25 protein-coding genes are annotated in these 26,550 nt (G+C 69.6%); 17 read left to right on the top strand and 8 right to left on the bottom strand.

Features of this window, described 5'->3' with window-relative positions:
- From BLR05_RS26870 to purT, 3 genes are all read right to left on the bottom strand, one after another.
- On the bottom strand, positions 1 to 281 hold a 281-nt coding region (locus BLR05_RS26870), incomplete at its 3' end, for a transposase (protein WP_244160173.1).
- Between the two features lie 99 nt (positions 282 to 380).
- Entirely contained in the window at positions 381 to 1,964 is a 1,584-nt protein-coding gene (gene xopAC, locus BLR05_RS23985) for a XopAC/AvrAC family type III secretion system effector (RefSeq protein WP_167361338.1), read from the bottom strand.
- Between the two features lie 904 nt (positions 1,965 to 2,868).
- Positions 2,869 to 4,089, bottom strand: coding sequence for a formate-dependent phosphoribosylglycinamide formyltransferase (purT, locus tag BLR05_RS23980; protein ID WP_092839921.1), 1,221 nt, complete (start codon positions 4,087 to 4,089; stop codon positions 2,869 to 2,871).
- Between the two features lie 70 nt (positions 4,090 to 4,159).
- Here purT and BLR05_RS23975 point away from each other — a divergent pair, with 70 nt between their 5' ends.
- From BLR05_RS23975 to BLR05_RS23965, 3 genes are all read left to right on the top strand, one after another.
- Complete coding sequence (locus BLR05_RS23975) at positions 4,160 to 5,107, top strand: ATP-binding cassette domain-containing protein (RefSeq protein ID WP_092839918.1); 948 nt, start codon at positions 4,160 to 4,162, stop codon at positions 5,105 to 5,107.
- A gap of 51 nt (positions 5,108 to 5,158) precedes the next feature.
- Entirely contained in the window at positions 5,159 to 5,974 is an 816-nt protein-coding gene (locus tag BLR05_RS23970) for an ABC transporter permease (protein WP_092839915.1), read from the top strand.
- Positions 5,975 to 6,035: 61 nt separating this feature from the next.
- A complete protein-coding gene (locus BLR05_RS23965; RefSeq protein WP_092839912.1) occupies positions 6,036 to 6,884 on the top strand; it encodes a 3-hydroxybutyryl-CoA dehydrogenase in 849 nt (282 codons plus the stop codon).
- Here BLR05_RS23965 and BLR05_RS23960 read toward each other — a convergent pair.
- Complete coding sequence (locus BLR05_RS23960) at positions 6,878 to 7,687, bottom strand: IclR family transcriptional regulator (RefSeq protein WP_092839929.1); 810 nt, start codon at positions 7,685 to 7,687, stop codon at positions 6,878 to 6,880. The two genes, BLR05_RS23965 and BLR05_RS23960, sit on opposite strands and share 7 nt — an antisense overlap.
- A 14-nt stretch (positions 7,688 to 7,701) precedes the next feature.
- Positions 7,702 to 8,334 carry a flavin reductase family protein gene (locus BLR05_RS23955; protein WP_092839909.1) on the bottom strand — a complete coding sequence of 211 codons (633 nt, stop codon included), beginning with the start codon at positions 8,332 to 8,334 and terminating at the stop codon, positions 7,702 to 7,704.
- A gap of 252 nt (positions 8,335 to 8,586) precedes the next feature.
- On the opposite strand from BLR05_RS23955, the gene BLR05_RS23950 reads away from it, so the two are divergent.
- The 12 genes from BLR05_RS23950 to BLR05_RS23900 all read left to right on the top strand — a co-directional run bounded on the left by BLR05_RS23950 (position 8,587) and on the right by BLR05_RS23900 (position 18,447).
- Positions 8,587 to 9,573, top strand: coding sequence for a Bug family tripartite tricarboxylate transporter substrate binding protein (locus BLR05_RS23950; RefSeq protein WP_092839907.1), 987 nt, complete (start codon positions 8,587 to 8,589; stop codon positions 9,571 to 9,573).
- Complete coding sequence (locus BLR05_RS23945) at positions 9,531 to 9,974, top strand: RidA family protein (protein ID WP_244160172.1); 444 nt, start codon at positions 9,531 to 9,533, stop codon at positions 9,972 to 9,974. Before BLR05_RS23950 ends, BLR05_RS23945 begins: the two co-directional genes overlap by 43 nt.
- Before the next feature lie 42 nt (positions 9,975 to 10,016).
- Entirely contained in the window at positions 10,017 to 10,907 is an 891-nt protein-coding gene (locus BLR05_RS23940; RefSeq protein WP_092839901.1) for an amidohydrolase family protein, read from the top strand.
- A complete protein-coding gene (locus BLR05_RS23935) occupies positions 10,904 to 11,770 on the top strand; it encodes a fumarylacetoacetate hydrolase family protein (protein WP_092839899.1) in 867 nt (288 codons plus the stop codon). Before BLR05_RS23940 ends, BLR05_RS23935 begins: the two co-directional genes overlap by 4 nt.
- A complete protein-coding gene (hpaH, locus tag BLR05_RS23930) occupies positions 11,767 to 12,615 on the top strand; it encodes a 2-oxo-hept-4-ene-1,7-dioate hydratase (protein ID WP_092839896.1) in 849 nt (282 codons plus the stop codon). The genes BLR05_RS23935 and hpaH overlap by 4 nt, the downstream gene beginning before the upstream one ends.
- A gap of 51 nt (positions 12,616 to 12,666) precedes the next feature.
- Complete coding sequence (locus tag BLR05_RS23925) at positions 12,667 to 13,485, top strand: aldolase/citrate lyase family protein (RefSeq protein ID WP_092839893.1); 819 nt, start codon at positions 12,667 to 12,669, stop codon at positions 13,483 to 13,485.
- Positions 13,486 to 13,576: 91 nt separating this feature from the next.
- Entirely contained in the window at positions 13,577 to 14,047 is a 471-nt protein-coding gene (locus tag BLR05_RS23920) for a MarR family winged helix-turn-helix transcriptional regulator (RefSeq protein WP_092839890.1), read from the top strand.
- Positions 14,048 to 14,120: 73 nt separating this feature from the next.
- Positions 14,121 to 14,537, top strand: coding sequence for an organic hydroperoxide resistance protein (locus BLR05_RS23915; protein ID WP_092839887.1), 417 nt, complete (start codon positions 14,121 to 14,123; stop codon positions 14,535 to 14,537).
- Between the two features lie 286 nt (positions 14,538 to 14,823).
- Positions 14,824 to 14,973, top strand: coding sequence for a hypothetical protein (locus tag BLR05_RS26700; protein ID WP_167361337.1), 150 nt, complete (start codon positions 14,824 to 14,826; stop codon positions 14,971 to 14,973).
- A 250-nt stretch (positions 14,974 to 15,223) separates the two neighbouring features.
- Complete coding sequence (locus BLR05_RS23910; protein ID WP_092839884.1) at positions 15,224 to 15,982, top strand: metallophosphoesterase family protein; 759 nt, start codon at positions 15,224 to 15,226, stop codon at positions 15,980 to 15,982.
- A gap of 16 nt (positions 15,983 to 15,998) precedes the next feature.
- Positions 15,999 to 17,444, top strand: a complete 1,446-nt coding sequence (locus BLR05_RS23905; RefSeq protein WP_092839881.1) for a serine/threonine protein kinase — start codon at positions 15,999 to 16,001, stop codon at positions 17,442 to 17,444.
- Positions 17,413 to 18,447, top strand: a complete 1,035-nt coding sequence (locus BLR05_RS23900; RefSeq protein ID WP_192883812.1) for a serine/threonine protein kinase — start codon at positions 17,413 to 17,415, stop codon at positions 18,445 to 18,447. The genes BLR05_RS23905 and BLR05_RS23900 overlap by 32 nt, the downstream gene beginning before the upstream one ends.
- A 44-nt stretch (positions 18,448 to 18,491) precedes the next feature.
- On the opposite strand, the gene BLR05_RS23895 is transcribed toward BLR05_RS23900, so the two are convergent.
- The 3 genes from BLR05_RS23895 to xrtH all read right to left on the bottom strand — a co-directional run bounded on the left by BLR05_RS23895 (position 18,492) and on the right by xrtH (position 21,385).
- Entirely contained in the window at positions 18,492 to 19,916 is a 1,425-nt protein-coding gene (locus BLR05_RS23895; protein ID WP_092839878.1) for a carbohydrate porin, read from the bottom strand.
- An 86-nt stretch (positions 19,917 to 20,002) separates the two neighbouring features.
- On the bottom strand, positions 20,003 to 20,827 hold the full coding sequence (locus BLR05_RS23890; RefSeq protein WP_092839875.1) for an exosortase H-associated membrane protein: 825 nt from the start codon (positions 20,825 to 20,827) through the stop codon (positions 20,003 to 20,005).
- Positions 20,828 to 20,842: 15 nt separating this feature from the next.
- Positions 20,843 to 21,385: an exosortase H gene (xrtH, locus tag BLR05_RS23885; RefSeq protein ID WP_092839873.1), complete on the bottom strand. Its 543-nt coding sequence runs from the start codon at positions 21,383 to 21,385 to the stop codon at positions 20,843 to 20,845.
- A 243-nt stretch (positions 21,386 to 21,628) separates the two neighbouring features.
- Here xrtH and BLR05_RS23880 point away from each other — a divergent pair, with 243 nt between their 5' ends.
- Together BLR05_RS23880 and BLR05_RS23875 are read left to right on the top strand one after the other, a co-directional pair.
- A complete protein-coding gene (locus tag BLR05_RS23880) occupies positions 21,629 to 26,320 on the top strand; it encodes a DUF6531 domain-containing protein (RefSeq protein WP_244160170.1) in 4,692 nt (1,563 codons plus the stop codon).
- Positions 26,317 to 26,550: transposase (locus BLR05_RS23875; RefSeq protein WP_143016001.1), on the top strand; the 234-nt coding region annotated here is incomplete at its 3' end. The genes BLR05_RS23880 and BLR05_RS23875, both read left to right, overlap by 4 nt.

The following is a 26,550-nucleotide window of genomic DNA, read 5'->3' as shown; positions in this document are numbered from 1 at the left end:
TGATAGCTCGCCCTGTCCAGCAACTGGTATTCCATCTGCTCGTCCGACAGGTTGTACAGGCGCTTCAAGACCAGGATGCGCACCATCACCTCGACGGGATAGGCCGGCCGACCACCCTTGCGGCCATCGCCGCGCTCGATGAGTGCATCCACCAGCCGCGCCAGCTCGGCGAAGTCGATGTGCCGCGCGATTACCTGCAACGGATCGCCCACTTCATCTCTCTTATGCTGGCGCGACGCCTCGGCAAACAGATCGAACTTCAAGGCGCTGCGAGGAGAGATCATGGTGAGGAGGACGGCTCAGGTCTTGTCGGTGAACAAGGGAGTGGCCGGGTTTTGAGAGGTTCCCGTCCAGGAGGAAGCCCCAGCGTCGGCGCTCGACTATGAATGAAGGTAGCGCTCGTAAATCTCGATGGTCTTGGCGATTGCCTGGGTCATCTGGACCAGTGCGTCTTCAGGCCCTTCCCGATTCCGGCCGCTTGAATAAACAGCTTTGGGTATGTTCTCAAACGCTGCGGGAGGCAAGCCATGTGACGCCAACACCCAGTCGCCCGCCAACCTTGCGGTGCGTCCGTTGGCATCGGCGAAGGGATGGATACTGACCAGCCGCTGCGCCGTCGCTGCGGCCAGTTCGACAGGATTAAGCGTGCCTTGAGCAACTTCTTCAGACCGGGCCTCGAACCACTCGTCGAAATGCGCCATTTCTGCGCCGACCTCTCGCTCATCAACGACTGCATACCAAGATTCCCCCATGGGAAATCCAGTGGATTGCTTGCGGAATTCTCCGAACTGCGCGGCATATTTGTCAAAGGCCTGGGGGTCGTTGAAAGGGTGCAAACCTCTTCCAAGCAATGCATTGAGCTTCTTGAGGTGTTCCGTGTCCACTGGATGGCCCTGCTCTGCCCACCCCTTCACCTGGTCCGCAGCAGTTTTCCAGTTCATTCCTGCCGTGGATGTGGATTGAACCGTACTGGACAGCCCGCTGCGCTGACGCTCCACTTCCCGGCGAGCAGCGTCCACACGCGCCTCGACGCCTGCACCCCCTTCGGCAATCTCCTTCCCAAGACTTTGCCATTTCTTCTGCAGCGCCTTCAGTTTCTTCCCATTCTCTTTGCGGACCTGGGAATCGATAGGCTGATTCAGCACCACATCCATCAAACGGATCCGGGTATCACGTGTGCCTATAAAGACTTTCTTGAGGTTGATTCCCGGTGGCAGTGTCTCGATTTGCGTATTGCCGGAGACGTCAAGGGACCTGAGCCTCGGCAGTTTGCCGAGTTGCGATGGAATCTGCCGAAGGGAACAATCGCGGACAAGTAACAACTCGAGTTGTTTGCTGCTGCCGATTTCGGTTGGAAGATGGCTCAGCCGCCGATTCCCACACAGGTTCAGCTCCCTGAGAGCGGGCCCCAAACCGCCTTCCGGCAACCTGGACAGATCGCAGTTCTTTAAATCCACTGTTTGCAATGCGTCCAGACGATCCATGGACTCGGGCAACGACGTGAGATTTCTGTTATCGGCAGCTTCCAGGATCACCAAATTACGCGCCTCGGACAGATTCGACGGCAACGCATGCAAATCGCAACCGTTGGCATTCAGGCGCGCCAGATTCGGCGCGAATGCCAAGTCGTCCGGCAACTGCTGGAGCGCTGAATTTTTCTCGATATTGAGGTAGCCCATGTGCGTCAAGAGGTACAACCCATCGGGGAGGTTTTTCAGGTTTTCATGGTTCAGGTACAGCACGAAATCATCCGTAGCGTGGGCTTCAAGAATCCTGGATTTCGCGGAGTCCGGTCCATTCCACTCATGAAGAAATTTCTTGAGCATTTCATGGCGTTCGGCCTTGTTCGAAGGTATCCAAGGTCTTCTGACGGAAATGCCCCCTGTAATATCCTCCCGCATCGAAGGAGACATCCAGTGGCTGGACTCGGCTTCTGCGACAACACGCGCAGCCACTTCGGACATTCGCGTTCGATCCAACGCGTGGCTGCGCGGCTCCCAGTCCAGTGTTCGACGGGGAGGGGAGTTTGCCTCTTGCGACGGCCCTGCATTCGAGCGCGCAGACAATTCAGACCATCTTCCCGCGGCATGGGACGCTGACCCAGACGGCCTACCCGAGCGGGACGTATCCGTCTCCCTGAGCGGCCGCTCAACGGACTGGGTGCGGTGGGATCGCTCAAGAGGAGAGGATTTCATGAGTGATGACCTACGGCAGAAGCTGGTGACAACCGCAGCATGGAACCATCCATTGCTGACGTAGGGCAGTACCACGAACCAGATGCCCCAGAAGCGAAGCATCTCGCACACGCTCCTTCAACGCCTCCCCGTTCGCTATCGCATGCGGCGTTCTCGCCATTCCGGTCACTTCTGCATTCCGGGCAAAGGCCGCATCGCCATCCGTCAGCCCCTTGACATCACGGCTCAAAGAAGACATCGATGGGTGACTGCAGCGCAGTCTTCCGGTCGCTGCGCTGCAATCCGCGCAGACGAGAAAGAAAGCGTAGGCAGGACCGTCGCGCTCATCCGCCATGGCCCGCGCTGGCGAAGGCCCCCGTCCCACCACGCCGCGGCGAGATGCAGAGCCTGCGCTCGCCGTCCGTACGATTCAAGCGGCTGCGGGGGCTGCCTTCGAGCTTCTCGGACATGGAGCTCCTGCGGGAAATCCAACGGGACAACAAGGGGAAGCTTCAGAGATCGCCCCCGTGCCATGGGCAAGGTGCATGGGTTGAAGTCGCTGTCCTTGGGCGGCTGTTTCAGCCTGGACACGTTGCCCATAGGCATCGGCGATCAGATGTTGCCACCATTGCGCGCTTACATCGCCATGCACGACAAGAACGGAGCCACAGCAATGCGGTCCCGCCCGCATGGCTCACGCCTTGCGCGGCCGCACCTTGCTGGCCGCGAGCTTGGCCCGCTCGCGCGCCACCTCCACGCTGCCCGCGAACGCCACGGCCACGCCCATGCGGCGCTTCGCGAAGCTCTCGGGCTTGCCGAAGAGGCGCAGGTCGGTGCCGGGCACGCTCAGCGCCTCGTCCACGCCGTCGAAGGCGATGCCCTGGGCTTCCATGCCGCCGTAGATCACGGCGCTCGCACCCGGGCTGCGCAGCGTGGTGTCCACGGGCAGGCCGAGGATGGCGCGCGCGTGCAGCTCGAACTCGCTCTGCACCTGCGTGGCCAGCGTGACCAGGCCCGTGTCGTGCGGGCGCGGGCTCACTTCGCTGAACCACACCTCGTCGCCCTTCACGAACAGCTCCACCCCGAAGAGGCCCTGCCCGCCGAGGTTGTCGGTCACGGCCCGGGCGATGGCGCGGGCGCGCTCCAGCGCGGCGGTGCGCATGGGCTGGGGCTGCCAGCTCTCCACGTAGTCGCCGCTCACCTGCACGTGGCCGATGGGCTCGCAGAAGTGCGTCTCCACCTGCCCGTTCTCGCCGAGCGCGCGCACGGTGAGCTGGGTGATCTCGTAGTCGAAGTCGATGAAGCCCTCGACGATGACGCGGCCGTGGCTCACGCGGCCGCCGGCCATGGCGTAGTCCCAGGCCTTCTGCACGTCGGCCGGGCCGTCGAGCTTGCTCTGGCCCTTGCCGGAACTGCTCATCACCGGCTTGACCACGCAGGGGAAGCCGATGGCGGGCTGGCCGTCGGTGCCGTCGATGGCGGCCTGCAGTTCCTCGGCCGAATCGCAGAAACGGTAGGGGCTGGTGGGCAGGCCCAGCGTCTCGGCGGCCAGGCGGCGGATGCCCTCGCGGTCCATGGTGAGGCGCGCGGCGCGGGCCGTGGGGATCACGCGCACGGTGCCGGCGGCCTCCAGCTCTTCGAGCATGGACGTGGCGATGGCCTCGATCTCGGGCACGACGAGGTGCGGGCGCTCGGCCTCGATGAGGCCTTTGAGCTGCGCAGGATCGCTCATGGCGATGGTGCGCGCATGGTGCGCCACCTGCTGGCCGGGCGCGTTGTCGTAGCGGTCCACGGCGATGGTTTCCACGCCCAGGCGCTGCAGGGCGATGAGCACTTCCTTGCCCAGCTCGCCGGAGCCGAGCAGCATGACTTTGGTGGCGGAAGGCGAGAGGGGGGTGCCGAGGGTGATGGGCATGTGATCTTCGAAAGGAAGGAATGGAAAGGGGATGAGCGGAGCGCGAAAAGGGCGGCCAATAATAGACGCCATGGCCACTCCCTCCCCGCTTTTCGAGATCGCCCACCTGCGCAAGCGCTATGGCGGCACCGCCGTCGTGGACGACCTGTCGCTGTCCATCGCGCCCGGCGAATGCCTGGGCGTGATCGGACCCAACGGAGCGGGCAAGACCACCACGCTGCGCATGTGCCTGGGCCTCACGGCGCCCGACGAGGGCAGCGTGCGCTTCCACCCGCCGGGCGGTGGCGCACCGCTGTCGATGCCGCAGGACGCGCGCGCCATCAAGGCGCAGCTGGGCGTGGTAACGCAGTTCGACACGCTCGACCCGGACTTCACCTGCGCGGAGAACCTGCACGTGTTCGGCCGCTATTTCGGGCTGCGCGGGCGGGTGATGGACGAGCGCGTGCCGCGGCTGCTGGAGTTCGCCGCGCTCTCCCACAAGGCCGATGCGAAGCCGGGGGAGCTGTCGGGCGGCATGAAGCGGCGCCTCTCGCTCGCGCGGGCGCTGGTGAACGACCCCGCGCTGCTGCTGCTCGACGAGCCCACCACGGGCCTGGACCCGCAGGCCCGCCACCTGATGTGGGAGCGCCTGCAGCAGTTGCTGCAGCAGCAGGGCAAGTCGATCCTGCTCACCACGCACTTCATGGACGAGGCCGAGCGCCTGTGCACGCGCCTGCTGGTGCTGGACCATGGCCGCAAGATCGCCGAGGGCCGGCCGCGCGAGCTGATCGCCAAGCACCTGGAGAGCGACGTGGTCGAGGTGTACGGCCAGGGCGCGCTGGCGCTGGCCGGCGACGCCGCGCTGCGCGCGCTGGCGGTGCGCGTGGAGGTGAGCGGCGAGACGGTGTTCTTCTACACGCAGGATGCGCGCCCGCTGCTCGCCGCGCTCGACGCACACCCGCAGCTGCGCCGCCTGCACCGCCCCGCCAACCTGGAGGACCTGTTCCTCAAGCTCACGGGCCGCCAGATCCGCGAGTGAGACGGCGAGCGCCTCTTTCTTTCCCCTTTTTTGCATCCAGGACCGATCCCGATGGACTCTCCGACACCTGCCGCCCCCAGCCACTGGCGGCCGCCCGCACCCACCGCGCGCTGGTGGCCCGTGTTCCTGCGCAACCTGCTCGTGTGGCGCAAGCTCGCGGTGCCGAGCCTGCTGGGCAACATCGCCGAGCCGCTGATGTGGCTGGTGGCCTTCGGCTACGGCATGGGCGCGCTCGTGGGCCAGGTGCATGTCGGCGAACGCGCGGTGCCCTACATCCTGTTCCTGGCCAGCGGCTCCATCTGCATGAGCGCGATGAACGCGGCCAGCTTCGAGGCGCTCTACTCCGCGTTCTCGCGCATGCACGTGCAGAAGACCTGGGACGGCATCATGAACGCTCCCGTCGGCCTGGACGACGTGGTGCTGGCCGAGATGCTCTGGGCCGCGTTCAAGGCGTTCTTCACCGTGACGGCGATCATGGGAGTGATGCTGGCGCTCGGCATCAGCCACAGCCCCAAGCTGCTGCTCGCCTGGCCCGTCTTGCTGCTGGCGGGCGTGATGTTCTCCAGCATTGCCCTCATCTTCAACGCGCTGGCCAAGGGCTACGACTTCTTCACCTACTACTTCACGCTGGTGCTCACGCCGATGATGTTTCTCTCGGGCGTGTTCTTCCCGCGCGAGCAGTTGCCGGAGATGGTGCGTCGCGCGTCGGACTGGCTGCCACTCACCAACGTGGTCGAATTGGTGCGGCCGCTCTTCATGGACCAGTGGCCCGCGCACCCGCTGCGCCACGGGCTGGTGGTGGGCTTCACCGCGCTGGCCTCGTTCTGGAACGCGCTCGCGCTCACGCGCCGCCGCTTCGCGAAGTAGCGGGTTCCGCCTTTCGTTTCTTTCGTTTGTCTTTTCCACTCGTTCTTCAGGAGGATTCCCAATGACGATCAATACCGTCGGCATCATCGGCGCGGGCACCATGGGCAACGGCATCGCGCAGGCGTGCGCGGTCGCCGGCATCGACGCGGTGATGGTGGACATTTCCGACGCAGCCGTGCAGAAGGGCCTGGCCACCGTGTCCGGCAGCCTGGACCGGCTCATCAAGAAGGAAAAGATCACCGCGGCCGACAAGGATGCGGCGCTCGCGCGCATCAGGACCTCGACGAACTACGACGACCTGAAGTCCGCCCAGCTCATCATCGAGGCCGCCACCGAGAACCACGAACTGAAGGTGAAGATCCTCCGGCAGGTGGACGCGATCGCCGCGCCCGGCGTGATCGTCGCCTCCAACACCTCGTCGATCTCGATCACGCAGCTGGCCGCCGCCACCTCGCGGCCCGACCGCTTCATCGGCATGCACTTCTTCAACCCGGTGCCGATGATGGCGCTGGTGGAGATCATCCGCGGCCTGCAGACCAGCGACGCCACGCACGATGCCGTGAAGGCACTGGCCGAGCGCCTGGGCAAGAGCCCGATCACGGCGAAGAACGCACCGGGCTTCGTGGTGAACCGCATCCTGGTGCCGATGATCAACGAAGCCTTCTTCGTGCTCGCCGAGGGCCTGGCCACGCCCGAGGACATCGATGCCGGCATGAAGCTGGGCTGCAACCAGCCCATCGGCCCGCTGGCGCTGGCCGACATGATCGGCCTGGACGTGTGCCTGGCGGTGATGAACGTCTATCTGCTGGAGTTCGGCGACAGCAAGTACCGCCCCTGCCCGCTGCTCAAGGAGATGGTGGCCGCGGGGCACCTGGGCCGCAAGACGGGCCGGGGCGTGTACAGCTACTGAGGGCCGCCACCGAGGCCACGCGCCTGCGCCTCGCGGCCGATGGCGTCGGCCTGCGCCTGCATGGCCTGCACCACCTGCGGCAGGCGCCCCTCGGTCAGGCGCGACGAGATCGCCGTGACGGCGATGGCCGCCACCGTGCGGCCAACGGGCGTGCGCACCGGCACGGCCGCCGCACGGGTGCCGCGCACCACGCCCACGGGCGCGTAGGCGTGGCCCAGGCCGCGCGCCTGCGCGCAGCGCTCCAGCACGCCCGCGGCGTCGAGCCGCAGGGCCCGCAGGCGGGCGGCATTGCGCGCGAGGATGTCCGCGGCCTCGGCCGTGTCCAGCGCGGCCAGCAGCACCACGCCGCTCACGCCCACGCCCAGCAGCCGCCGCGCGCCCACGTCGATGGACAGCACCTTCACCGGGTAGCTGCCGATGGCGCGGTCCAGGCACACCGAGTCGTCGCCCTGGCGGATGGTGAGGAAGGCCGTCTCGCCCAGCGTCTCGCCCAGGTGCCGCAGGTGCGGCGCGGCGATCGCGCGCAGCGGAAAGCCCGCGGGCCGCGCGAGGCCCATGAGCGAGACCTCCCGGCCGATGCGGTAGCGCCGCGTGGCCGCGTCCTGCTCCACCGCGCCCTCTTCCACCAGCGCGCGCAGCAGGCGATGCGCCGTGGGCCGGTTGAGGCCCGTGGCCAGCGAGACGTCGATCAGGCGCACGCCGCCCTCCTGCCCGCCCGCGACGATGCGCAGCACCGCGACGGCGCGGCGCACGCTCTGCGCGCCGTCACGCGGGCCGTCGGTGGAGGAAGCAGTACCGGACATGCGCGCCACCAGGCTCACGGCGCCGTGGTCACGGTCTTGGCGGTCTGCGGCATGGTGCGCAGCGTGACCACGCGGCCGAGCGTGGCGTAGTTCGGCCCGCCGATGCGGCAGACGGGATCGAGCGCGAGCGTGTCGATCTTGCCGTCGCGCAGCAACCCCTCGCGCACGTGAAAGCGCAGCACCTCGCCCACGAAGAACTCCGCGCCCGTGTCGCCGAACGGGATCACCTGCGACAGCCGGCATTCCATGGCCACGCCGGCATCGGCGATGCGCGGCACCGCCACCGCCTCGCCCGGCGCCGTGGCCAGACCCAGCAGTTCGGCTTCGCTGACCTCGGGTGGGTGCTCGGCGCTGCTCTCGTGGATCTGCTGCAGCTGCCCGCCGTGGCCGATGTTCACCACGTACTCGCGGCGCGCCAGGATGTGCGTGGCCGTGTCCTTGCGCCGCCCGGCCTTGCGGCCGATGTTCACGCCCAGCAGCGGCGGCTTGTTCGAGACGAAGGTGAAGCACGAGAACGGCGCGAGATTGACCACGCCGGCCTCCGACAGCGTGCTGATCCATGCAATCGGGCGCGGCACGACGATGCCGCTCAGCAGGCGATAGGTGGCTTCGGGGCCGAGTTCGGCGGCATCGAGGGTATCGGTCATGACGATAAGGCAGGTAAGGGTGGCAGATGGGAAAAGCCCGGCCCGCGCAAGGCGTCCGCGGCCAGGGCCTGCCGGCATTGTGGAAAGGGTAGCCGCCTGCGGCACGGCCGAAACGCCGGTTTGTTCCACATCGCGGACTCTTGCGACGCGGGCGCATTGCCGCGGCGGGCAGCGCTTCCTAGGATGGATCCAACGGCTGCGAAGACCCCGGGGGGCACCGGCCGCCCACAACGAGACAGGAGACAAACCCCCATGCACAGACGCCTCATTCTGCGCGGCGCGGCCGGCCTCGCCGCCAACGCCGCGCTGCTGGCGGGCCCCGCGGTGGCGCAGCCCGGCCACTGGCCCGACAAGCCCGTGAAACTCGTGCTGCCCTATCCGCCCGGCGGCAACGTGGATGGCGCGGCGCGCATCGTCAGCGAGCAACTGCAGGCACGGCTGGGCCAGCCGTTCATCGTGGACAACCGGCCCGGCGCGGGCGGCCTCATCGCCGGCGAGGCCGTCGCCAAGGCCGCGCCCGACGGCTATACCTTCTTCGTGGGCGCGAACGGTCCGATCCTGTTCTCGCCGCTCATCTTCCGCCGCAACGCCTACGACTGGAAGAAGGATTTCGTGCCGGTGAGTTCGGTCTCCTTCACGCCGCTGGTGCTGCAGGTGCACCCGTCCACGCCCTACCGCACGCTGCGCGAGCTGCTGGCCGCGGCGCGCCCGGGCGGGCAGAACATCACCATGGCCTCGCCGGGCGCGGGCACCACCAACCACCTCGTGAGCGAATACCTGCAGCGCGAGAGCGGCGCGAAGTGGCTCACCGTGCACTACAAGGGCAACGCGCCGGCCACCACCGACCTGCTCGGTGGGCAGGTGCAGTTCAACTTCGACCAGATCTCGGTGGCGCAACCCTTCATCCAGGCGGGCCGCACGCGGGCGCTGGCCGTCACCTCGCGCGAGCGGCTGCCGCAACTGCCCGACGTGCCCACCCTGCGCGAATCGGGTTTCGCCGACTTCAGCGCCGAGACCTTCACCGGCGTGCTCGCGCCGCGCGGCACGCCCCAGGAGGTGGTGGACCGGCTCTCCGAAGCCCTGCGCGCGGTGCTCGCCGAGCCCGCCGTGCAGGAGAAATTCCGCGTGCTCGGCTCCGAGGCCCGCGGCAGCACGCCCCGGCAATTCACCCAGTACCTCACCCAGGAAGACCAGCGATGGACACCGATCATCCGGCAGGCCGGCATCACGGCGGAATGACGCGCGCGCAGGCGCCCGCGGCGCGCACGAGCATCTACGTGGAAGGCTTCGGCCACAAGAACCCCATTCCCGCGGCCTGCCGCATCGGGCCGCTCGTGGAGAGCGGCAGCGTGCTCGGCACCGACCCGGCTACCGGCGCGGTCGCGCCCACGATCGAGGCGCAATGCCGCTTCATGCTGGACAACCTGCGCCGCATCGTCGAGGCCGCGGGCGGCAGCATGGCCGACGTCGTGAAGGTCACGGTCTGGATGAAGGACCGCAGCCAGCGGCCCGCACTGAACGGACCCTGGCTGGAGATGTTCCCCGATCCGGCCTCGCGGCCGGCGCGCCACGCGATCCACGCGCCCGACCTCGACATGGGCAAGCTCATCGAGTGCAGCTTCACGGCCTACATCTCCTGAAGACGTCCACCCCTGATCCACGCTCCACCGACTGAACGACCGATGCCCGACTACCTTCCCTTCGACCCCCATCCCCGCGCGCCCGTGCCGCTGCCGCCGCCCCTCGCCTGCGACAGCCAGTTCCACGTCTTCGGCCCGCGCGAACGCTACCCCGTGCGCGCCGGCGCGGCCTATGAAATGCCCACGGCCACGTGGCAGGCCGCACAGCGGCTGCACGCCACGCTCGGCATCGCGCGCGGCGTGATCGTGCAGGCCACCACCTACGGCGCCGACCATGCGGTGGTCCTGGACGCGCTCGCCGCGCTCAACGCGGGCGGCCCGCGCCGCTACATGGGCTGCGCCAACGCCGCCGTGCTGCTGGAGCGCGACGACGCCTACCTGCAGACGCTCCACGATGCAGGTGTGCGCGGCGCGCGCTTCACGCGCGGCGGCCTCGGCATCCAGTTCACGGCCGACCAGATGGACCGTGCGCTGGCGCGCGTGCGCGAACTGGGCTGGTACGTGAAGGTGCAGCCCGAGCCCTCCGGTATCGCCGGACAGATGCAAGCCTTCGACGCGCTGCGGGACGTGCCCGTGGTCATGGACCACATGGGCCGCGCGGACCCGGCGCTGGGCGAGGCGGACCCGAACCTCGCCTGCATGCGGGAGCTGCTCGCGCGCGGCAACTGCTGGGTGATGCTGTCGCTCTCCGAGAAACTCTCGCACGAGGGCCCGCCCTGGAACGACGTGGTGCCGCTCGCACAGCGGCTGATCGCGGCAGCGCCGGACCGCTGCATCTGGGGCAGCGACTGGCCGCATCCCGTGTCCGTCAAGCAGCCGCCCAACGAGGGCGAACTGCTCGAACTGCTCTACCGCTTCGCGCCCGACGCCGCCACGCGCGAGCGCATCCTCGTCGCCAACCCGGCGCGGCTCTTCGGATTCGACACGCCATGAAGCTTCTTTCCTTTCTCACAGGCGGCCAGGCACGCTGGGGCGCAGCCACGGCGGACGGCATCGTGGACCTGGGCCGGCGCCTGCCGGCGTTCGGCAGCGTGCTCGCGCTGCTGGAAGGCGGCGAGGCGGCGATGGCGCAGGCGCGCGAGGCACTCGCCGGCGCCGCCCCCGTCCACGCGCTGGGCAGCGTCTCGCTGCTGCCCCCGGTTCCCGCGCCGCGCAAGATTTTCTGCATCGGCGTGAATTACGCCCGCCGCAATGCCGAGTACCGCGACGGCAGCGACCTGCCCCGCTACCCGAGCATCTTCCTGCGCGTGCCGGACTCGTTCGTCGGCCACGGCCGGCCGCTGCTGCAGCCGCACGAATCGCGGCAGCTCGACTACGAAGGCGAGATCGGCCTCGTGATCGGCCGCGGCGGACGCCGCATCGCGCGCGAGAACGCGCTGGCCCACATCGCCGGGCTCACCTGCGTGAACGAGGGCACGGTGCGCGACTGGGTGCACCACGCCAAGTTCAACGTCACCCAGGGCAAGAACTTCCATGCCTCCGGCGCGATGGGCCCGTGGATCGCCACCGCCGACGAATTCCCGCAGGGCTACGGCCGGCTGCGCGTGCGCACGCGCGTGAACGGCGAGGCGCGGCAGGACGACACGACCGAGCACCTGATGTTCGATTTCGCGCAGCTCATCCACTATCTCTCCACCTTCACCACCCTGGAGCCCGGCGACGTGATCGTGACCGGCACGCCCACGGGCGCGGGCATCCGCTTCGATCCCCCGCGCTTCCTGCAGCCCGGCGACGTGGTCGAGGTGGAAGTGGACGGCGTGGGCGTGCTGCGCAACGCGGTGGAGGCCGAGGCATGAGCACCGCGCCCGCAGCATCCTCTCCTCCCGCACTCACCCTCTCGGCCGAGCAGCTCGCCGATGCGGCGCGGCAGCTCGACGAGGCCGAGCGCACGCGCGTTCCCTGCGCGCAGTTCTCGCAGCGGTACCCGGGCATGGGCATCGACGATGCCTACGCGATCCAGGCCGCCTGGATGCAGCGCAAGCAGGCCCAGGGACGGCGCGTCATCGGCCACAAGATCGGCCTGACCTCCAAGGCGATGCAGCGCGCGGTGAACATCGCGGAGCCGGACTTCGGCACGCTGCTGGATGACATGCTGTTTCGCGATGGCGCGAGCCTGCCGGCCGACCGCTTTTTGCAGCTGCGCATCGAGGCCGAACTCGCCTTCGTGCTCGCCCGGCCTTTGGCAGGCCCGCACTGCACGCTCTACGACGTGCTCGACGCCACCGCCTACGTGACGCCCGCACTGGAAATCCTGGACGCGCGCATCCAGCGCGCGGACCCGCAGACGGGCCGCACGCGCACCGTCATCGACACCATCTCCGACAACGCAGCCAACGCCGCGCTGGTGCTCGGCGGCCGGCCTTTCCGGCCCGCGCAGCTCGACGCCGACCTGCGCCGCATCGGCGCCATCGTCACGCGCAACGGCGACGTGGAGGAGACCGGGCTCGCGGCCGGCGTGCTGAACCACCCGGCCAACGGCGTGGCCTGGCTCGCCAACCGGCTGCACCGCCACGGCATCGGGCTACAGGCCGGCGAGGTGGTGCTCGCGGGCTCGTTCATCCGGCCGATCGACGTGGCGCGGGGCGATACCATCGTGGCGGACTACGGCGAATTCGGCACCGTCGCGTGCCATTTCGGCTGATCCCGCCAGGCCGTTTCCAGGCCCCCTTCTCCGCGAGACCTTTTCCGTCCCATGCCCCAGCCCAACCGCTTCAAGCGCGCGCTCGCCGCCGGCCAGCCGCAGATCGGACTCTGGTCCACACTGGCCTCGCCCTACGCGAGCGAACTGCTCGCGGGTGCGGGCTTCGACTGGATGCTGCTGGACACCGAGCATTCGCCCAGCGACGTGCCCCACATGCTGCAGCAGCTGCAGGCCGTGGCCGCCGAGCGGGAGGGGCACACGACCGCGGTGGTGCGGCCCGCATGGAACGACCCCGTGCTCATCAAGCGCTATCTGGACATCGGGGCGCAAAGCCTGCTGCTGCCCTTCGTGCAGAACGCCGACGAGGCCCGCGCCGCGGTGGAGGCCATGCGCTACGCACCGCGCGGCATCCGCGGCATGGGCGGCTCGGTGCGGGCCACGCGCTTCGGCCGGGACACCGGCTACCTCGCGCAGGCCGAGAGCGAGCTGTGCCTGCTGGTGCAGGTGGAGACGGCAGAGGCGCTGGAACGCATCGAGGACATTGCCGCGGTGGAGGGCGTGGACGGCATCTTCATCGGCCCCGCGGACCTCTCGGCCAGCATGGGGCACGCGGGCCGGCCCCAGCACCCCGAAGTGCGCTCGGCCATCGACGGGGCGATCCGGCGCATCCGCGCCTGCGGCAAGGCCCCCGGCATCCTGATGGCCGACGAGGCCCGGGCCCGCGAGTGCCTGGAGCTCGGCGCCCTCTTCGTGGCCGTGGCCATCGACATGCTGCTGCTGCGCCAGGGCGCCGATGCGGCGGCCGCACGGTTCCGCAGCGGGGCGGCCTCCGCCCTGCCGCAGGGGCCCGCGCCTTCCTCGGCCTATTGACCGTCCCAGCGGCGTCCAATTTCCATCCGCAGAGAATGGTTTTCAAGCAATTAAATTGCACACAATTTTATTAACAGCAACAATACCACCCATGCCTTCCACCACCATCCCGGCAGCGCCCGAGCTCCCCGCCCTCCAGCGGCTGGACAGCCAGGTCTGCTTCGCGCTGTATTCGGCGTCGCTGGCGATGACCAAGCTCTACAAGCCACTGCTCGATGCCGTGGGGCTCACCTATCCGCAGTACATCGCCATGCTCGCCCTGTGGGAGCGGGACGGCATCACGGTGTCCGAGCTGGGCGAGCGCCTGTGCCTGGACTCGGGCACGCTGACCCCGCTGCTCAAGCGGCTGGAGACCTCGGGCCTCGTGGCACGGCAGCGCGACACCGAGGACGAGCGCCGCGTACGCATCGCCCTGACCGACGAGGGCCGCGCGCTGCGCGGCAAGGCCGAGCCGATCCCCCATTGCGTACTCGAGCGCAGCCAGTGCACCATCCCCGAACTGGAGACGCTCACCGCCCAGCTCACCGGGCTGCGGGATCGGATCGCACGCCGTCCGCGCTGACCGGTTTCCCACGCAGGCCCCGGCCTGTGTCTTTCACCGCCCTTTCCCTGTTTACCCCACCGAAGGAGTCCACATGACCACACTCGACAAAGTTCTCTACACCGCCCGCGCCCACACCACCGGCGGCCGCGACGGCGCCTCGCGCAGCGATGACGGCCGCCTGGACGTGACGCTGTCCTCCCCCGGCACCAGCGGCACGGGCACCAACCCCGAGCAGCTCTTCGCCGCCGGCTACTCCGCCTGCTTCCTGGGCGCCATGAAGGCCGTGGCCGGCAAGGTCGGCGTCACCATTCCGCAGGACGTGTCGATCGACGCCGAAGTGGACCTGGGCCAGATCCCCAACGCCTACGGCATCGCCGCCCGCCTGAAGGTGTCCCTGCCCGGAGTGGACAAGGCCAAGGCGCAGGAACTGGTGGATGCCGCCCACCAGGTCTGCCCCTATTCCAACGCCACCCGCGGCAACATCGACGTGACGATCACGCTGGCCTGATCCCCGCGATCGCCGGCCGCCGCCCCGCGCTCCCAGGCTGGATGCCACCCGGGAACGCGGGCGGCTTTTTTTGCGCGCCGTCCCGATGGAACGCCCTGCATCCCGCGGGGCGCCACGGGCCAGGAAAACTGGCAGGCCGACCGCGCCACCGTCTCCAACGCCAGGGAGGGCGCGCACGCACTGCTGCGGGAGACTGCGAGCACGCTCGACGAGAACTCTCCGCTGCGCACCCGGCTGCGCCAGCTGTTGGCAACGATCGCCCTTCAGCTGGTGGCAACCAGTTTTTTTGACCCCGGAACAATACGGGCAGCAACTGAGCAGCATCCGGCAGGACATCGAGGTGTACCGCGCGGGCCATCCTACCGCCCATGAAATCGAGGGCCGGGCGGCCTATGCCATGGCGTACCACGACATGAGTCGCGTCCACGGGCGGTGAGCGGTCCATCGGCTGGCGCCACGGCCTGCCGACGCCAAAATAGCTGTTTTCCCCAAACAGAAATAGCGTCTCTGGCATTCCGGCGCTCACATTCGGCCGACACGGAGCAGGCAGGGCTCCGGCAGCCGCTTTTTTTTGCGGCACTCGCCCGCAGAACCGGGCGTTTCCGCGCCATCATGTCGGCCGGCTCTTCCTCCTCCGCCGCCCCTGCCACTCTCCGATCCGTGAACGCCTTCGCGCGCGTGACGCCATGAAGATCGCCCTGCTGTCCGACATCCACGCCAACCGCCAGGCACTCACGGCCTGCCTCGCGCATGCGCGCGCCCAGGGCGCGGAGCAGTTCGCCCTGCTGGGCGACCTGGTGGGCTACGGCGGCGATCCGGTGGCCGTGGTCGATACCGTGATGGAACTGGCCGCGCAGGGCGCTCCCTGCGTGCTGGGCAACCACGACGCCGCCGCGCTGGATCCGCCCGTGGATTCACCCCTGCTGGGCGAGCAAAGTGCGCAGTGGACGCATGCGCAGCTCTCGCCCCGCCATTGCGAATTTCTCGCGGGCCTGCCGCTCACCCGCCGGCTGGGAGCGGCGGCGCTGCTGGTGCATGCCAGCGTGGACGATCCCGCGCACTGGCACTACGTGCACGACGCGGGCGCGGCGGAGCGCAGCATGGCTGCCGCGAGCGCCATCGACCCGGCGATCCGCTACGTGTTCTGCGGCCACGTGCACGAGCAGGCGCTCTACTTCCTCACGCCCACGGCCAAGCTCATGCGCTTCGTGCCGCAGCCCGGCGTGGCCGTGCCCGTGCCGGCGCACCGCCAGTGGCTGGCGGTGGCCGGCTCGGTGGGCCAGCCGCGCGACCGCGACGTGCGCGCCATGTATGCGCTGTTCGACGACGGCGCGGCCACGATCACCTTCCACCGCGTGCCCTACGACCATGCGGCGGCGGCGGCGGCCGTGCGCGCCGCAGGGCTGCCCGCCTTCTTCGCTGACCGGCTCGAGGAAGGCCGCTGACCCGGCCGATGCATCCATGAAGCTGCTCGCTCCCGGCACGGCGGTGGACGGATTCGTGGTGCACGAGTGCCTGCACGCTGGCGGCATGGCGCACATCTACCGCGTGGCCTGCGCCGATGCCGCGCAGGACCCGGGTTTTCCGCTGGTGATGAAGGTGCCCCGCATGACGGTGGGCGACGGCGCCGAGAACATCGTGGGTTTCGAGGTGGAGCTGCAGATCCTGCCCGCGCTGCAGGGCCCGCACGCGCCGCGCTTCTTGGCCGCGGGCGATCTCGCGCACCTGCCCTACCTGGTGATGGAATGCGTGCAGGGCGATACGCTGCAGCACCGGCTGGACGCGGGCATCCGGCCCGACGCCGCCGGGATCGCACGGCTGGGCGCGGCCATGGCCCTCGCGGCGCACAGCCTGCACCAGCAGAACGTCTGCCACCTGGACCTCAAGCCTGCCAACGTGCTGCTGCGGCCGGACGGCGGCGCGGTGCTGCTGGACTTCGGGCTCTCGTTCCACGCGCATTACCCCGACCTGCTCGCCGAGGAAATGCGCGAGGCCGTCGGCTCGCCCGCGTGGATCGCGCCCGAGCAGGTGGTGGGCGTGCGCGGCGACCTGCGCAGCGATGTCTTCGCCATCGGCGTGATGCTCTACGAGCTCGCCACCGGCGAGCTGCCTTTCGGCGCACCCGCCACCCGGGGCGGCCTGCGCCAGCGGCTGTGGATGACGCCGCGCCCGCCCCGCCAGCACCGGGCAGACACCCCGCCCTGGCTGCAGGAAGTGATCCTGCGCTGCCTGGAGCCCGAGGCCGCGCAGCGCTACCCTTCCGCCGCGCAGCTCGCGTTCGATCTCGCGAACCCGGAGCAGGTGCCGCTCACCGAGCGCGCGCACCGGCTGCGCGGACCGGGCCTGCGCGCCCACCTGCGCCGCTGGCTGCGCGCCGCCGGCATGCACTACCAGCCCAGCCCCCTGCCGGCGCGGCTGATCGAGGCCGCCCCCATCCTGATGGTCGCGCTGCCCGGCGAGGATGCCGCCGACGCGACGCTGCAATCGCTGCGCGAGGCGGCGGCGCGGTCGCTGGGCATCCGGCCCGGCGCACGCCTGGCCTGCGTGACGGTGGTGTCCCCTTCGGCCAGCAGCGCGACAGACCACGCGCGCAGCGAGACCACGCTGCACCGTCGCCACCTCGTGCGGCTGCGCCAATGGGCCGCGGGGCTGGACCTGCGCGGCCACGGCGCGAGCTTCCACGTGCTGGAGTCCGGCGACGTGGCGCAGACCCTGGTGCGCTACGCCGCGGGCAACCGGGTGGGCGTGATGATCGTCGGCGCGGCCACGCACGGCGTGCCGCTGCAGCGCTTCATCGACACCATCCCGCTGCGGGTGGTGCGGGATGCGCCCTGTACGGTCATCCTCGTGAAGCCGCAGCAGCCTGCCGGCGACAATGCCGGCCATGCACCTTCCACCAGCGCCTGAGGGCGACGACCTCCACCCCTACGCCCTTCTCACGCCCGACCTCGTGCTGGATGCGCTCGCGTCCATCGGCCTGTACGGCGACGGCCGCCTCATGGCCCTGGGCTCCTACGAGAACCGGGTCTATCAAGTGCACCTGGAGGACGGCACGCGCGTGGTCGCCAAGTTCTACCGTCCGGGCCGCTGGAGCGAGGCGCAGATCCAGGAAGAACACGCCTTCTCCGCCGAACTCGTCGCCGCCGAGGTGCCCGCGGTCGCGCCGCTCGTGGTGGAAGGCCGCACGCTGCACACGCACGCGGGCTTCGCGTTCTCCGTGAGTCCCTGGCGCGGCGGCCGCACGCCCGACCTGGAGGATTTCGACACGCTGGAATGGATCGGCCGCTTCCTCGCGCGCATCCACACCGTGGGCGCGGCGCGGCCGTTCACGCACCGACCGGCGCTGGACGTGCGCAGCTTCGCCATCGAGCCGCGCGACGCCCTGCTGCAGGCGCAGGCCATCCCGCTGGACCAGCAGTCCGCCTGGGCCGCCGCCTGCGGCGATGCCATCCGGGTGATCGAGGAGAAGATGGCGCAGGGCGCCGCGGCCCACGGCCCGGGGCTGCGCCTGCACGGCGACTGCCACCCGGGCAACGTGCTCTGGACGCCCGCCGACCTGCCCGGCGGCGGGCCGCACTTCGTGGACCTGGACGATGCCCGCACGGGGCCGGCCGTGCAGGACCTGTGGATGCTGCTGTCGGGCGACCGGCGGCAGCGCACGCAGCAGCTGTCGGCCCTGCTGGACGGCTACGAGCAGTTCCGCGATTTCGACCGCCGCGAGCTCGCGCTGATCGAGCCGCTGCGCACGCTGCGCCTCATCCACTACAGCGCCTGGCTCGCACGGCGCTGGAGCGACCCGATCTTCCCGATCAACTTCCCCTGGTTCGGCAGCAGCGACTACTGGCGCGGCCAGGTGGACATGCTGCGCGAGCAGATCGAGGCGATGCAGGAAGAGCCGCTGGCGGCATAGTGCCGGCCCGCCTCCCACCAAGGGGGCGTAGCAGCGGCGGCGGTTCAGAACTCCGCGTGCAGCCGCACCGAGAAAATATCCACCGGCCCGCGGTCGCGGTTGTAGCCCGGGTTCTGGATGCGCTGGGCGCCCAGCGACACTGCCGACTGCAGCGCACCGGCGGCCGTCTGTACCGGCGGCATGACCACGCGGTAATACACCTCCCAGACCCGTTCCTTGCCATAGTTCAGCGCACCGTCGCCCAGGAAGGCGCCCTGCCCGCCGGCCGCGAGGTAGTCGCGGTGGCTGTCCGACAGCCCGTTCATCGCCAGGGCCGCGCCCATGCGGTCCGCAGGCCGACCCCAGGCCGCGCCGGACCACTGGCCGCCCACCGACAGTTGCCGGTCGATCTCGGTGAACGCGAACGTTTCCTGTCGGCCGCTGCTGCGGCCCGCGCGCACGAACACGCCGGCGTCCTCGCCCAGCGGCGCCTCCAGCGTCACGGCCCAGCCGGTCTTGGTCTGCAGCCGGCGCACGGCCCCCACGTCCGGCACGGTGCCGGTGGCCTGCCCCAGCGCCACCGCATCGTCGAAGGCACCCATCACCGCCCGGTTGCGGAACCACAGCACGCGCCCGCGCAGCGGGCCCGCCGGCAGGGCCACGGGCAGGTTCGACTCGGCCTCGATCTGGTCGCCGTAGTGGCGCAGCCAGGCGCGGTCGAGCTTCGGCCCGTTGGATTCGCGCGGCTGCAGCCCCCGGCCGCCGCGCACGGCCCACTGCGGCGTGCGGTATTCGAGGATGCCGGCCCAGGTATAGCCACGCGCATCGGCAGCGTAATCCCACGGCCCCGGCGCCAGGTACGACCAGTTGAAGAACTGCTCGCGCGGATCCTTGGCGTAGGGGTTCGGATCGAAATAGTCCAGCAGAGAAACGTTGCCCAGTACCAGCGTCCAGCGGCGCGCGGTGGCCGTGCCGCCCATTTCGTTGAAATCCGCATCGATCTTCTCGGTCTCGCCGCCCGCGTTCCAGCGCTGCAGCAGGAAGAGCCGCGCGCGGTAGGCCTTGAGCTGCGCCCCGGAAGAGCGCGCCAGTTCGCCGTTCGAGAGCCCGCCCGCGCCCGTGAGGTGCGACAGCGGCACGCCCTGCGCGGCCTCCGGATTGAAATGCAGCTGCCCTCCCTCCCAGGGCCGTACCGCCAGATCGGCCGTGGCGGTGAAGGAATACGAGCGCTCGCGCGTGGGCACGAGGCTGTTCGGGCCGGTATAGGCCGCGTCGAAGGCAGGCTTGCGCTGCCAGACATAGGTGGTCTGGGCATGCAGGGCGACGCGCGGCTCGGGCGCGGCATCGCCGTCCGCCGCGGCGGCCGCGGGAGGAGCCTCTTCAGGCGCTGCCCAGGCCCTGGCGGCGGGCACTGCCAGCAGGGCGGCAGTCAGGACGGAAACGCGGAAACGGGCCGGCGCGGAAAAGGTCAAGGGCAGAAAGCTACGCATGGGCCGGCATTCTGGCAGCGCCCGGCGGCACGGCCGTGTCGGCCGGCCCCGGTGTGACTTGGCCGCCACACTGCCGGGCCGGGAGGTCAGCGCAGGGGCCGGCGCGGGGGCAGGCCCGCCGAGGCGCTGGACGACACCGGAACACCGCCGACGGAGCGCTCCGGCGGCACCGGAACAACGCCCACGGGAGTATCTGCGTCCGGGTCAGACGCCGCAGGAGCGGCCACCGCGGTGCCCGTGCCAGCAAGACCCTCCGCGGCGTCCGGCGCCATGGGGACCTCGGCAGGCGCCGGGGCTGGGACCGTGGCCCGGCCGGACAGCGAACGCTTCCACGCGCCGATCACCACTTCATTCACGAACGCCCGGTCCAGCCAGAGCCAGACCAGGATCGGCGCCAGCGTGGGTACCACCAGCGAGCCCAGCTGGTAGCCATAGACCAGGGCCTCCATCTGCCACTGCGCCACGCGCAAAGCGCGCACGTCGAACTGCGCCGTCAGCAGTAGCTGCATCAGCAGTTGCATGCACAGGCTGAAGGCCTGCAGCGGCAGCAGCAGCGCGTAGCCGGCCAGCGCGCGCACCGTGCGCCCGGGCCCGCGCGCGGCCAGCAGCAGCGCCAGGAAGATCGGCAGCCCGTAGGCGTAGCGGCCCGGATCGGATTCCAGGCTGATCTCCACCGGCTGGTTGCCCGTCTGGGACGTGGCGATGGCCACCGAGGTGTCCACCTCCAGCCGCCCCGGGGCGAGGCGCGCCTCGCGCACCCAGCCGGGGGCCGTGCGCTCCAGCGCCACGCCGGCCACCATGCCGGCGGGGTAGGACGTCCAGGGCGACACCCGCGTCCATGCGAGCGTGAGCACGACGACCCCGATGAAGAGGCCGATGACGAAGGCCTTCAGGCTGGCGGCGCGGCGCATCGCGGTCGCGCTGCATCAGGCCAGGGCCGCAGCCGGGGGCGTGGCCGGCGGCGCGCCCGGGCCGGGCGGGGAGCCGTCGGACGGCTTGCTGCCCGCGCGCACCCACAGCAGCCAGACGATGAGCACGTCCATCATGATCAGGGCCTGCCAGAGGTATTCGTGCGCGAAATTGAACACCGCCGTGCTCCACTGCCCCAGGTAGAACAGGCTGATCACCCGCACGATGTTCAGGGCCTGCACCGCCACGAAGCCCGCGGCCAGCCCGACCAGCTTGTGCCGCCAGGTGGATGGGAAGGCCATCACCGCCGCGAACAGCACGATGCAGGCCTCGATGCCGTTGCAGCCGGCCTCGATCGAAACGCCGAAGCCCGTGTTGTGGTTCCAGAGCACCTTGCCCGCTGCCGCGGCCGAGCTGTCGAACCACATCACCATCGTCGCGCAGATGCGCGCGAGCAGCGCCGTCCACGGCAGCACCAGGTGCTCCTGCACCCAGTTGAGCATGTTGATGCCGAACAGGGTGAGCTGGAGGGTGAGGAAGATGAGGAAGAAGCGCAGCATGGCCGTGGGGCTCCGCGAAGGAGGTGGAATCGCTGCGCATTATCCGGGAGCGGTGGGGAGCCGCCCGATCAGCGCCTCATGCGTGTCTGGCGCAGACGCAACCCATCAACCTTCGGGAACAAAAGTTACCCGGCGCAACTTTTCGCTCAATTATAGAAATTTATGATCCCGGCCGTTTGATATGGACTCAGCCGCAATACGTGAGATTGCGCTCTATAAACATAACTGACGAGGGGTACAAACATGAGCGGCAAACCCGCCGCCCGCCAGGGCGACCTGACGAAAAAAGGCGGCCCGATCGTCCAGGGCTCGGCGACGGTGCTGATCGGCTCGGCAGGCGGCGTGGCGTGCTCGGAGTGCCCCGGAGGCATGGCGGTGGGCAACCCGGTGAACCCGTCGCTGGGCGCAAAGGTGCTGACAGGGGCCGATGAACTGGACTTCGCGCTGCCGGGGCCGCTGCCGCTGGCGTGGCAACGGGTGTACAGCAGCTATGTGAATGCAGAGCACGGCACGGCGTGCGGGCTGCTGGGGTACGGCTGGAAGCTGCCGCTGGAACTGCGGGTGGTGCTGCAGGAAGAGCGCGCGGTGCTCTTCGATGCGACAGGGCGGGCGATCACGTTCGATGAAGCCCTTGAGCCGGGTCAGGCCCTCTACGGCAGCAGCGAGAATCTGTGGTTGATGCGTGGCGGCGGGATGGTTGTTGCGGACACCTCCACCGCCCCAGCCATCCCGACCGAACTGCTGCCCTGGGCGCAGCAGCCCCGGTGGTCGCATGTTTCGGCGGTGCTGCGCGCAAACCCCGACTGCGTGATCGCCGCGCCGGGCTCTGCCGGTGCGGGGGCAGCGGCCACAGCCTGGGTGTTCCTGCCCGCACGGACGGCAGCGCCCGGTACCCCGGCAGGCAGTGCCCCGGATCATGTCCTGCATGCAGTGATCGACCGCTTCGGCCGCAGCCAGTGCTACGAATGGGGCGACGAAGGCCTGCAGCAGGGCCGCGTCGTGGGCATCACCGACGGTAGTGGACGCCGCTACGCGCTGCGCTACGAACGCATCGCCTCCGATGCATCGGAATCCCCATCGGCCAAACCGAATGCGCCTAACGGGGATTCCCACCATTCCACGGCCCACCTCTTGCTGCGACCCGACGACGGCGTGCGGCTCGTGGCCGTGGACTGCACGTTCAACCCGCTCGACCCCGGCCTGATACCCGACACGGCCCGGCGCCCGCAACCGCTGGTGCGCTACCGCTACGACGGCGCGGGCAACCTCGCCGAAGTCCTGGGCCAGGACGGCACGGTATTGCGCCGCTTCGGCTACGACGCATGGCACCGCATGACGGAACACCAGGTGCGCCAGGGCCCGCGGCACCGCTACGTGTACGAGGACCAGACCGCGCAAGGCCGGCGCAAGGGATTGCCTGCGCGCCCGGGCGCACGCGTGGCCGAGCAGCACAACGAGGAAGGGCTGTCGTACTTCTTCGACTACGGCCACTCTCCGATAACCGCCGGTGATGGACCTGCCGCCTCGGTGCCCAGCAGCACGGTAGTGCGCGACAGCCTGGGCCGCACCACGACCTACCACTTCGAGGGCGAAGGCGGCCTCAAGCGCCTGGTGCGTCTCGTGGCCCCGGACGGGGCCGAACACAGCTACCGCCACGACAGCGCCGGGCGGCGGCTCTCGGCCACCGATGCGCTGGGCCGCACCACGTGGTGGCGCTATGACGGCGCAGGCCGGCTGCTGGGCGTGCAGGGCCCGGATGGCCGCAGCACCCAGCAGCGCTGGGGCGCAGCGGGCAGCGCTCAGGACGGCCTGCTGCTGGCGAGCCAGGACGCGGCAGGCCTGCGCACGCACTACCGCTACGACGACTGGGGCCGTCTGGTGGAGGTCGCGATACTGCCGGAAGGAGGAACGGACGAGGCGGCAACGCTGCAGGCCCTCACCACGCGCTTCGAATACGCACAACCCCAACAGGATGCTGAGACCGGCGCGACGACATTCCCGCCCCACGCGCTCGCCTGGTGCGACCAGCCCGTGGCGATGATCGACGCCCAGGGCGGGCGCAGCCTCTACGCCTACAACGCCTGCGGCCAGCTCGCGCGGCACACGGACTGCTCCGGCCGCAGCCAGTCCTGGCGCCACGGCGCCTGGGGCGAGGTGGTGGAGGCAATGGATGCGCTGGGCCAGCGCACCCAGCTGCATCACGTGCTGGAACATGGCGCGCTGCGGCTGGTGGGCGTGCAGCAGCCGGGCAACACGGCGGTGCGCTACCGCTGGAACGAAACCGGACGGATGGCAGCAGTTACCCACGGCACGCACGACGTGCTGGAAGGCACGGGCGAGCCCGCAGGCACCAGCACGACGGTCGCCTACCGGCACGACCTCTGGGGCCGGGTGGTGGAGCAGGTGCAGGCAGGCCGGGGCGTGCAGTTGCGCTACGACGTGGCCGGGCGGCTGCAGGAACTCGTCAACGAGAACGGCGACGTGACCCGCTTCGTGCACGATTCGGCCGACCGGCTGGTGCAGGAAGTGGGCTTCGACGGGCGCAGCCAGGTGTACGGCTATGACGCTGCCGGCCAGCTCACGCACACGGGCGATGGACACGGGGAAGGCCATCACCCGGGCGCGGCGGCGCGGCCGGAGTTGGGGGCGGTGGTGCGCACGCGGCTGCACTATGACCTGGGTGGGCGTCTGGTGGCGCGCGTGGCTGTGCGGCTGCCGGCACCGGCATTGGCCGGGGCTGGTGTTGGCGTTGGGCTCGATGCCGCAGTCGAGGCCCCCGACAACCCCACGGCTGAATCGCACGCTGTGCTGCAGATCCAGCGCTTCGAGCACACTCCGGCCGGAGCATTGCAGCAGACGCGGACCTGGGAGGCAGAACTGCCGCACGGGATCGACCCCATGGCTCTTCCGACAGCCTTGCCCGCCGGCTCTGCGCTCCCAGGCGCTGCCACGGATCGACCCATCCCCCTCGCCGAACGCTGGCTGGCGCTGAATACGCAGGCCCTGTTGTCCCTGCTGGACCGCCCGGGCGATCCCGCCCAGGCATCGCTGGCGGCCGCGCTGCAGGCGCAGCGTCTGCAGCCCGAGGCCCGCGTGGCCCTCGCGCGCGATGCCTTCGGGCGCGTCTGCGGAGAGACGCAGACGCTGTACCGGCAGGCCACGCAGCCGCAGGCATCCCATACGGGGGGCGAGCCGCCCGTGGAGTTCGAGCACGCGATCACCCACACCCTGGGTCCCCTGGGCCAGCGCACGACCACGCAGGCGCAGGGCCTGGGCACGCTGCAGTGGCTGGCCTACGGCTCGGGCCACGTGCACGGGCTGCTGCTGGACGGCCAGCCGCTGGTGGACTGGGAGCGCGACGTGCTGCACCGCGAGGTGGGACGCACGCTGCACCTGCTCGAAGGCCAAGGCAACAGCGACCTGAACACCATCGTGCATGCGCGGCAATTCGACCCGATGGGCCGGATGCTGCACCAGGACTGGCGCGGCCTGCGCCATGCTGCGGCCATGCCGGCGACCGGTGACGCCAACGACTCCGATACCGACCCCTCGTCCGCCGCGGGCCGCATCGCCCCGGCGCTGGGTCCCCTCTCCACACTCGCCCAGCGCCGCTACTGGTACGACCCGCTGGGCCAACTGGTGGGCGTGCAGACACCGGGCGAGGCCACGCGCTACGGCTACGACGCCTGGCAGCGCCTGAGCGGGCTGCACCGCGCGGGCCCGGGCTCGCCGGAGGTACAGGCGCACTGGACGCTGGACGCAGCGGGCAACCGCCTGCCCGCGCCCCTGGATGCGCGCGCGGCCGGGTCCTCCAGCGCCGAGCGCCAGGACTGGGCGCGGCAGGTGCGCGAGAACCTGCACGATGCGGACTTCGACCTGCTGCGCGCGGGCGACGGTCCCGGCGAGGGCGCAGGCCCGGTCAAGCGCTGGCCGGGCAACCGCATCGGGTGGAACACGCCCGAGCCGGATGCCGATGGAGCCGGCAGCAATGGCAGCAATGGCAGCGACGGCAAGGGCATCCTGATCCGCTACCGCTACGACGCCTTCGGCAACCGGGTGCAGGCGCTGCACGCCGACGGCCGGGCGCAGCGGCTGCGCTACGACGCGCTGCACCGGCTGCGCGAGGTCTGGCAGCGCGAAGCCGGGGCGGCCGGATGGCGAAGGGTGGCCTGCTACCGCTACGACCCTTTCGGGCGGCGGCTGGCCAAGATCGTCTTCGGCAACACCCACAGCGATGGCAGCGAACAGGGAACCGCATCGGATTCCGCGACCACCACCTACGCCGGCTGGGACGGCGACCGCCTCGTGCACACCGAAGGCCCGCAAGGGCTGCAGCACGTGCTCTACGATCCCGGCTCCTGCCTGGAGCGTGAGCAAGCCATCCCTACGGCCATGCAGGCCCTGCTGGTGATGGAAGAAGATCGTGGAAGCATCGCCAATGATGGTCCGAATGGCGGTGAATCCCCCGCCACCGCCCTGTTCGCGGGCTTGCCGCGCACGCAGCGTGAATTGCTCGAGCGTGCCCTGCAAGACGCTACCGGCCCCCAGGGTGATGCACTGCTGGCACGCCTGCAAGCAGGCCTGCCCGATGAGGCCGGAGCATTACTGGCTGCGGGGGTGCAGTCCGTGCGCCGGCAACAGCACGCCGCCACGCAAGCCCATTCGACACGCATCCGCCATTTCCTGTGCGACCACCTGGGCACGCCCATCGCCCTGGTGGACGCCAACGGTCCGCAGGCGGGCCTGGTCACCTGGGCCGCGACCTACCACGCCTGGGGCGCCGTGCGCGAGGAATACGACCCGCACGGCGTCGGCCAGCCCATCCGCTTCCAGGGCCAGCAACTCGATGCCGAGACGGGACTGCACTGGGAACCTCTCAAAACCCGGCCACTCCCTTGTTCACCGACAAGACCTGAGCCGTCCTCCTCACCATGATCTCTCCTCGCAGCGCCTTGAAGTTCGATCTGTTTGCCGAGGCGTCGCGCCAGCATAAGAGAGATGAAGTGGGCGATCCGTTGCAGGTAATCGCGCGGCACATCGACTTCGCCGAGCTGGCGCGGCTGGTGGATGCACTCATCGAGCGCGGCGATGGCCGCAAGGGTGGTCGGCCGGCCTATCCCGTCGAGGTGATGGTGCGCATCCTGGTCTTGAAGCGCCTGTACAAC

Source organism: Paracidovorax cattleyae (assembly GCF_900104515.1).
GTDB classification, from domain to species: domain Bacteria; phylum Pseudomonadota; class Gammaproteobacteria; order Burkholderiales; family Burkholderiaceae_C; genus Paracidovorax; species Paracidovorax cattleyae.
Note: the sequence above shows the minus strand (reverse complement) of the source record. Positions and strands in the feature narration are given on the sequence as shown.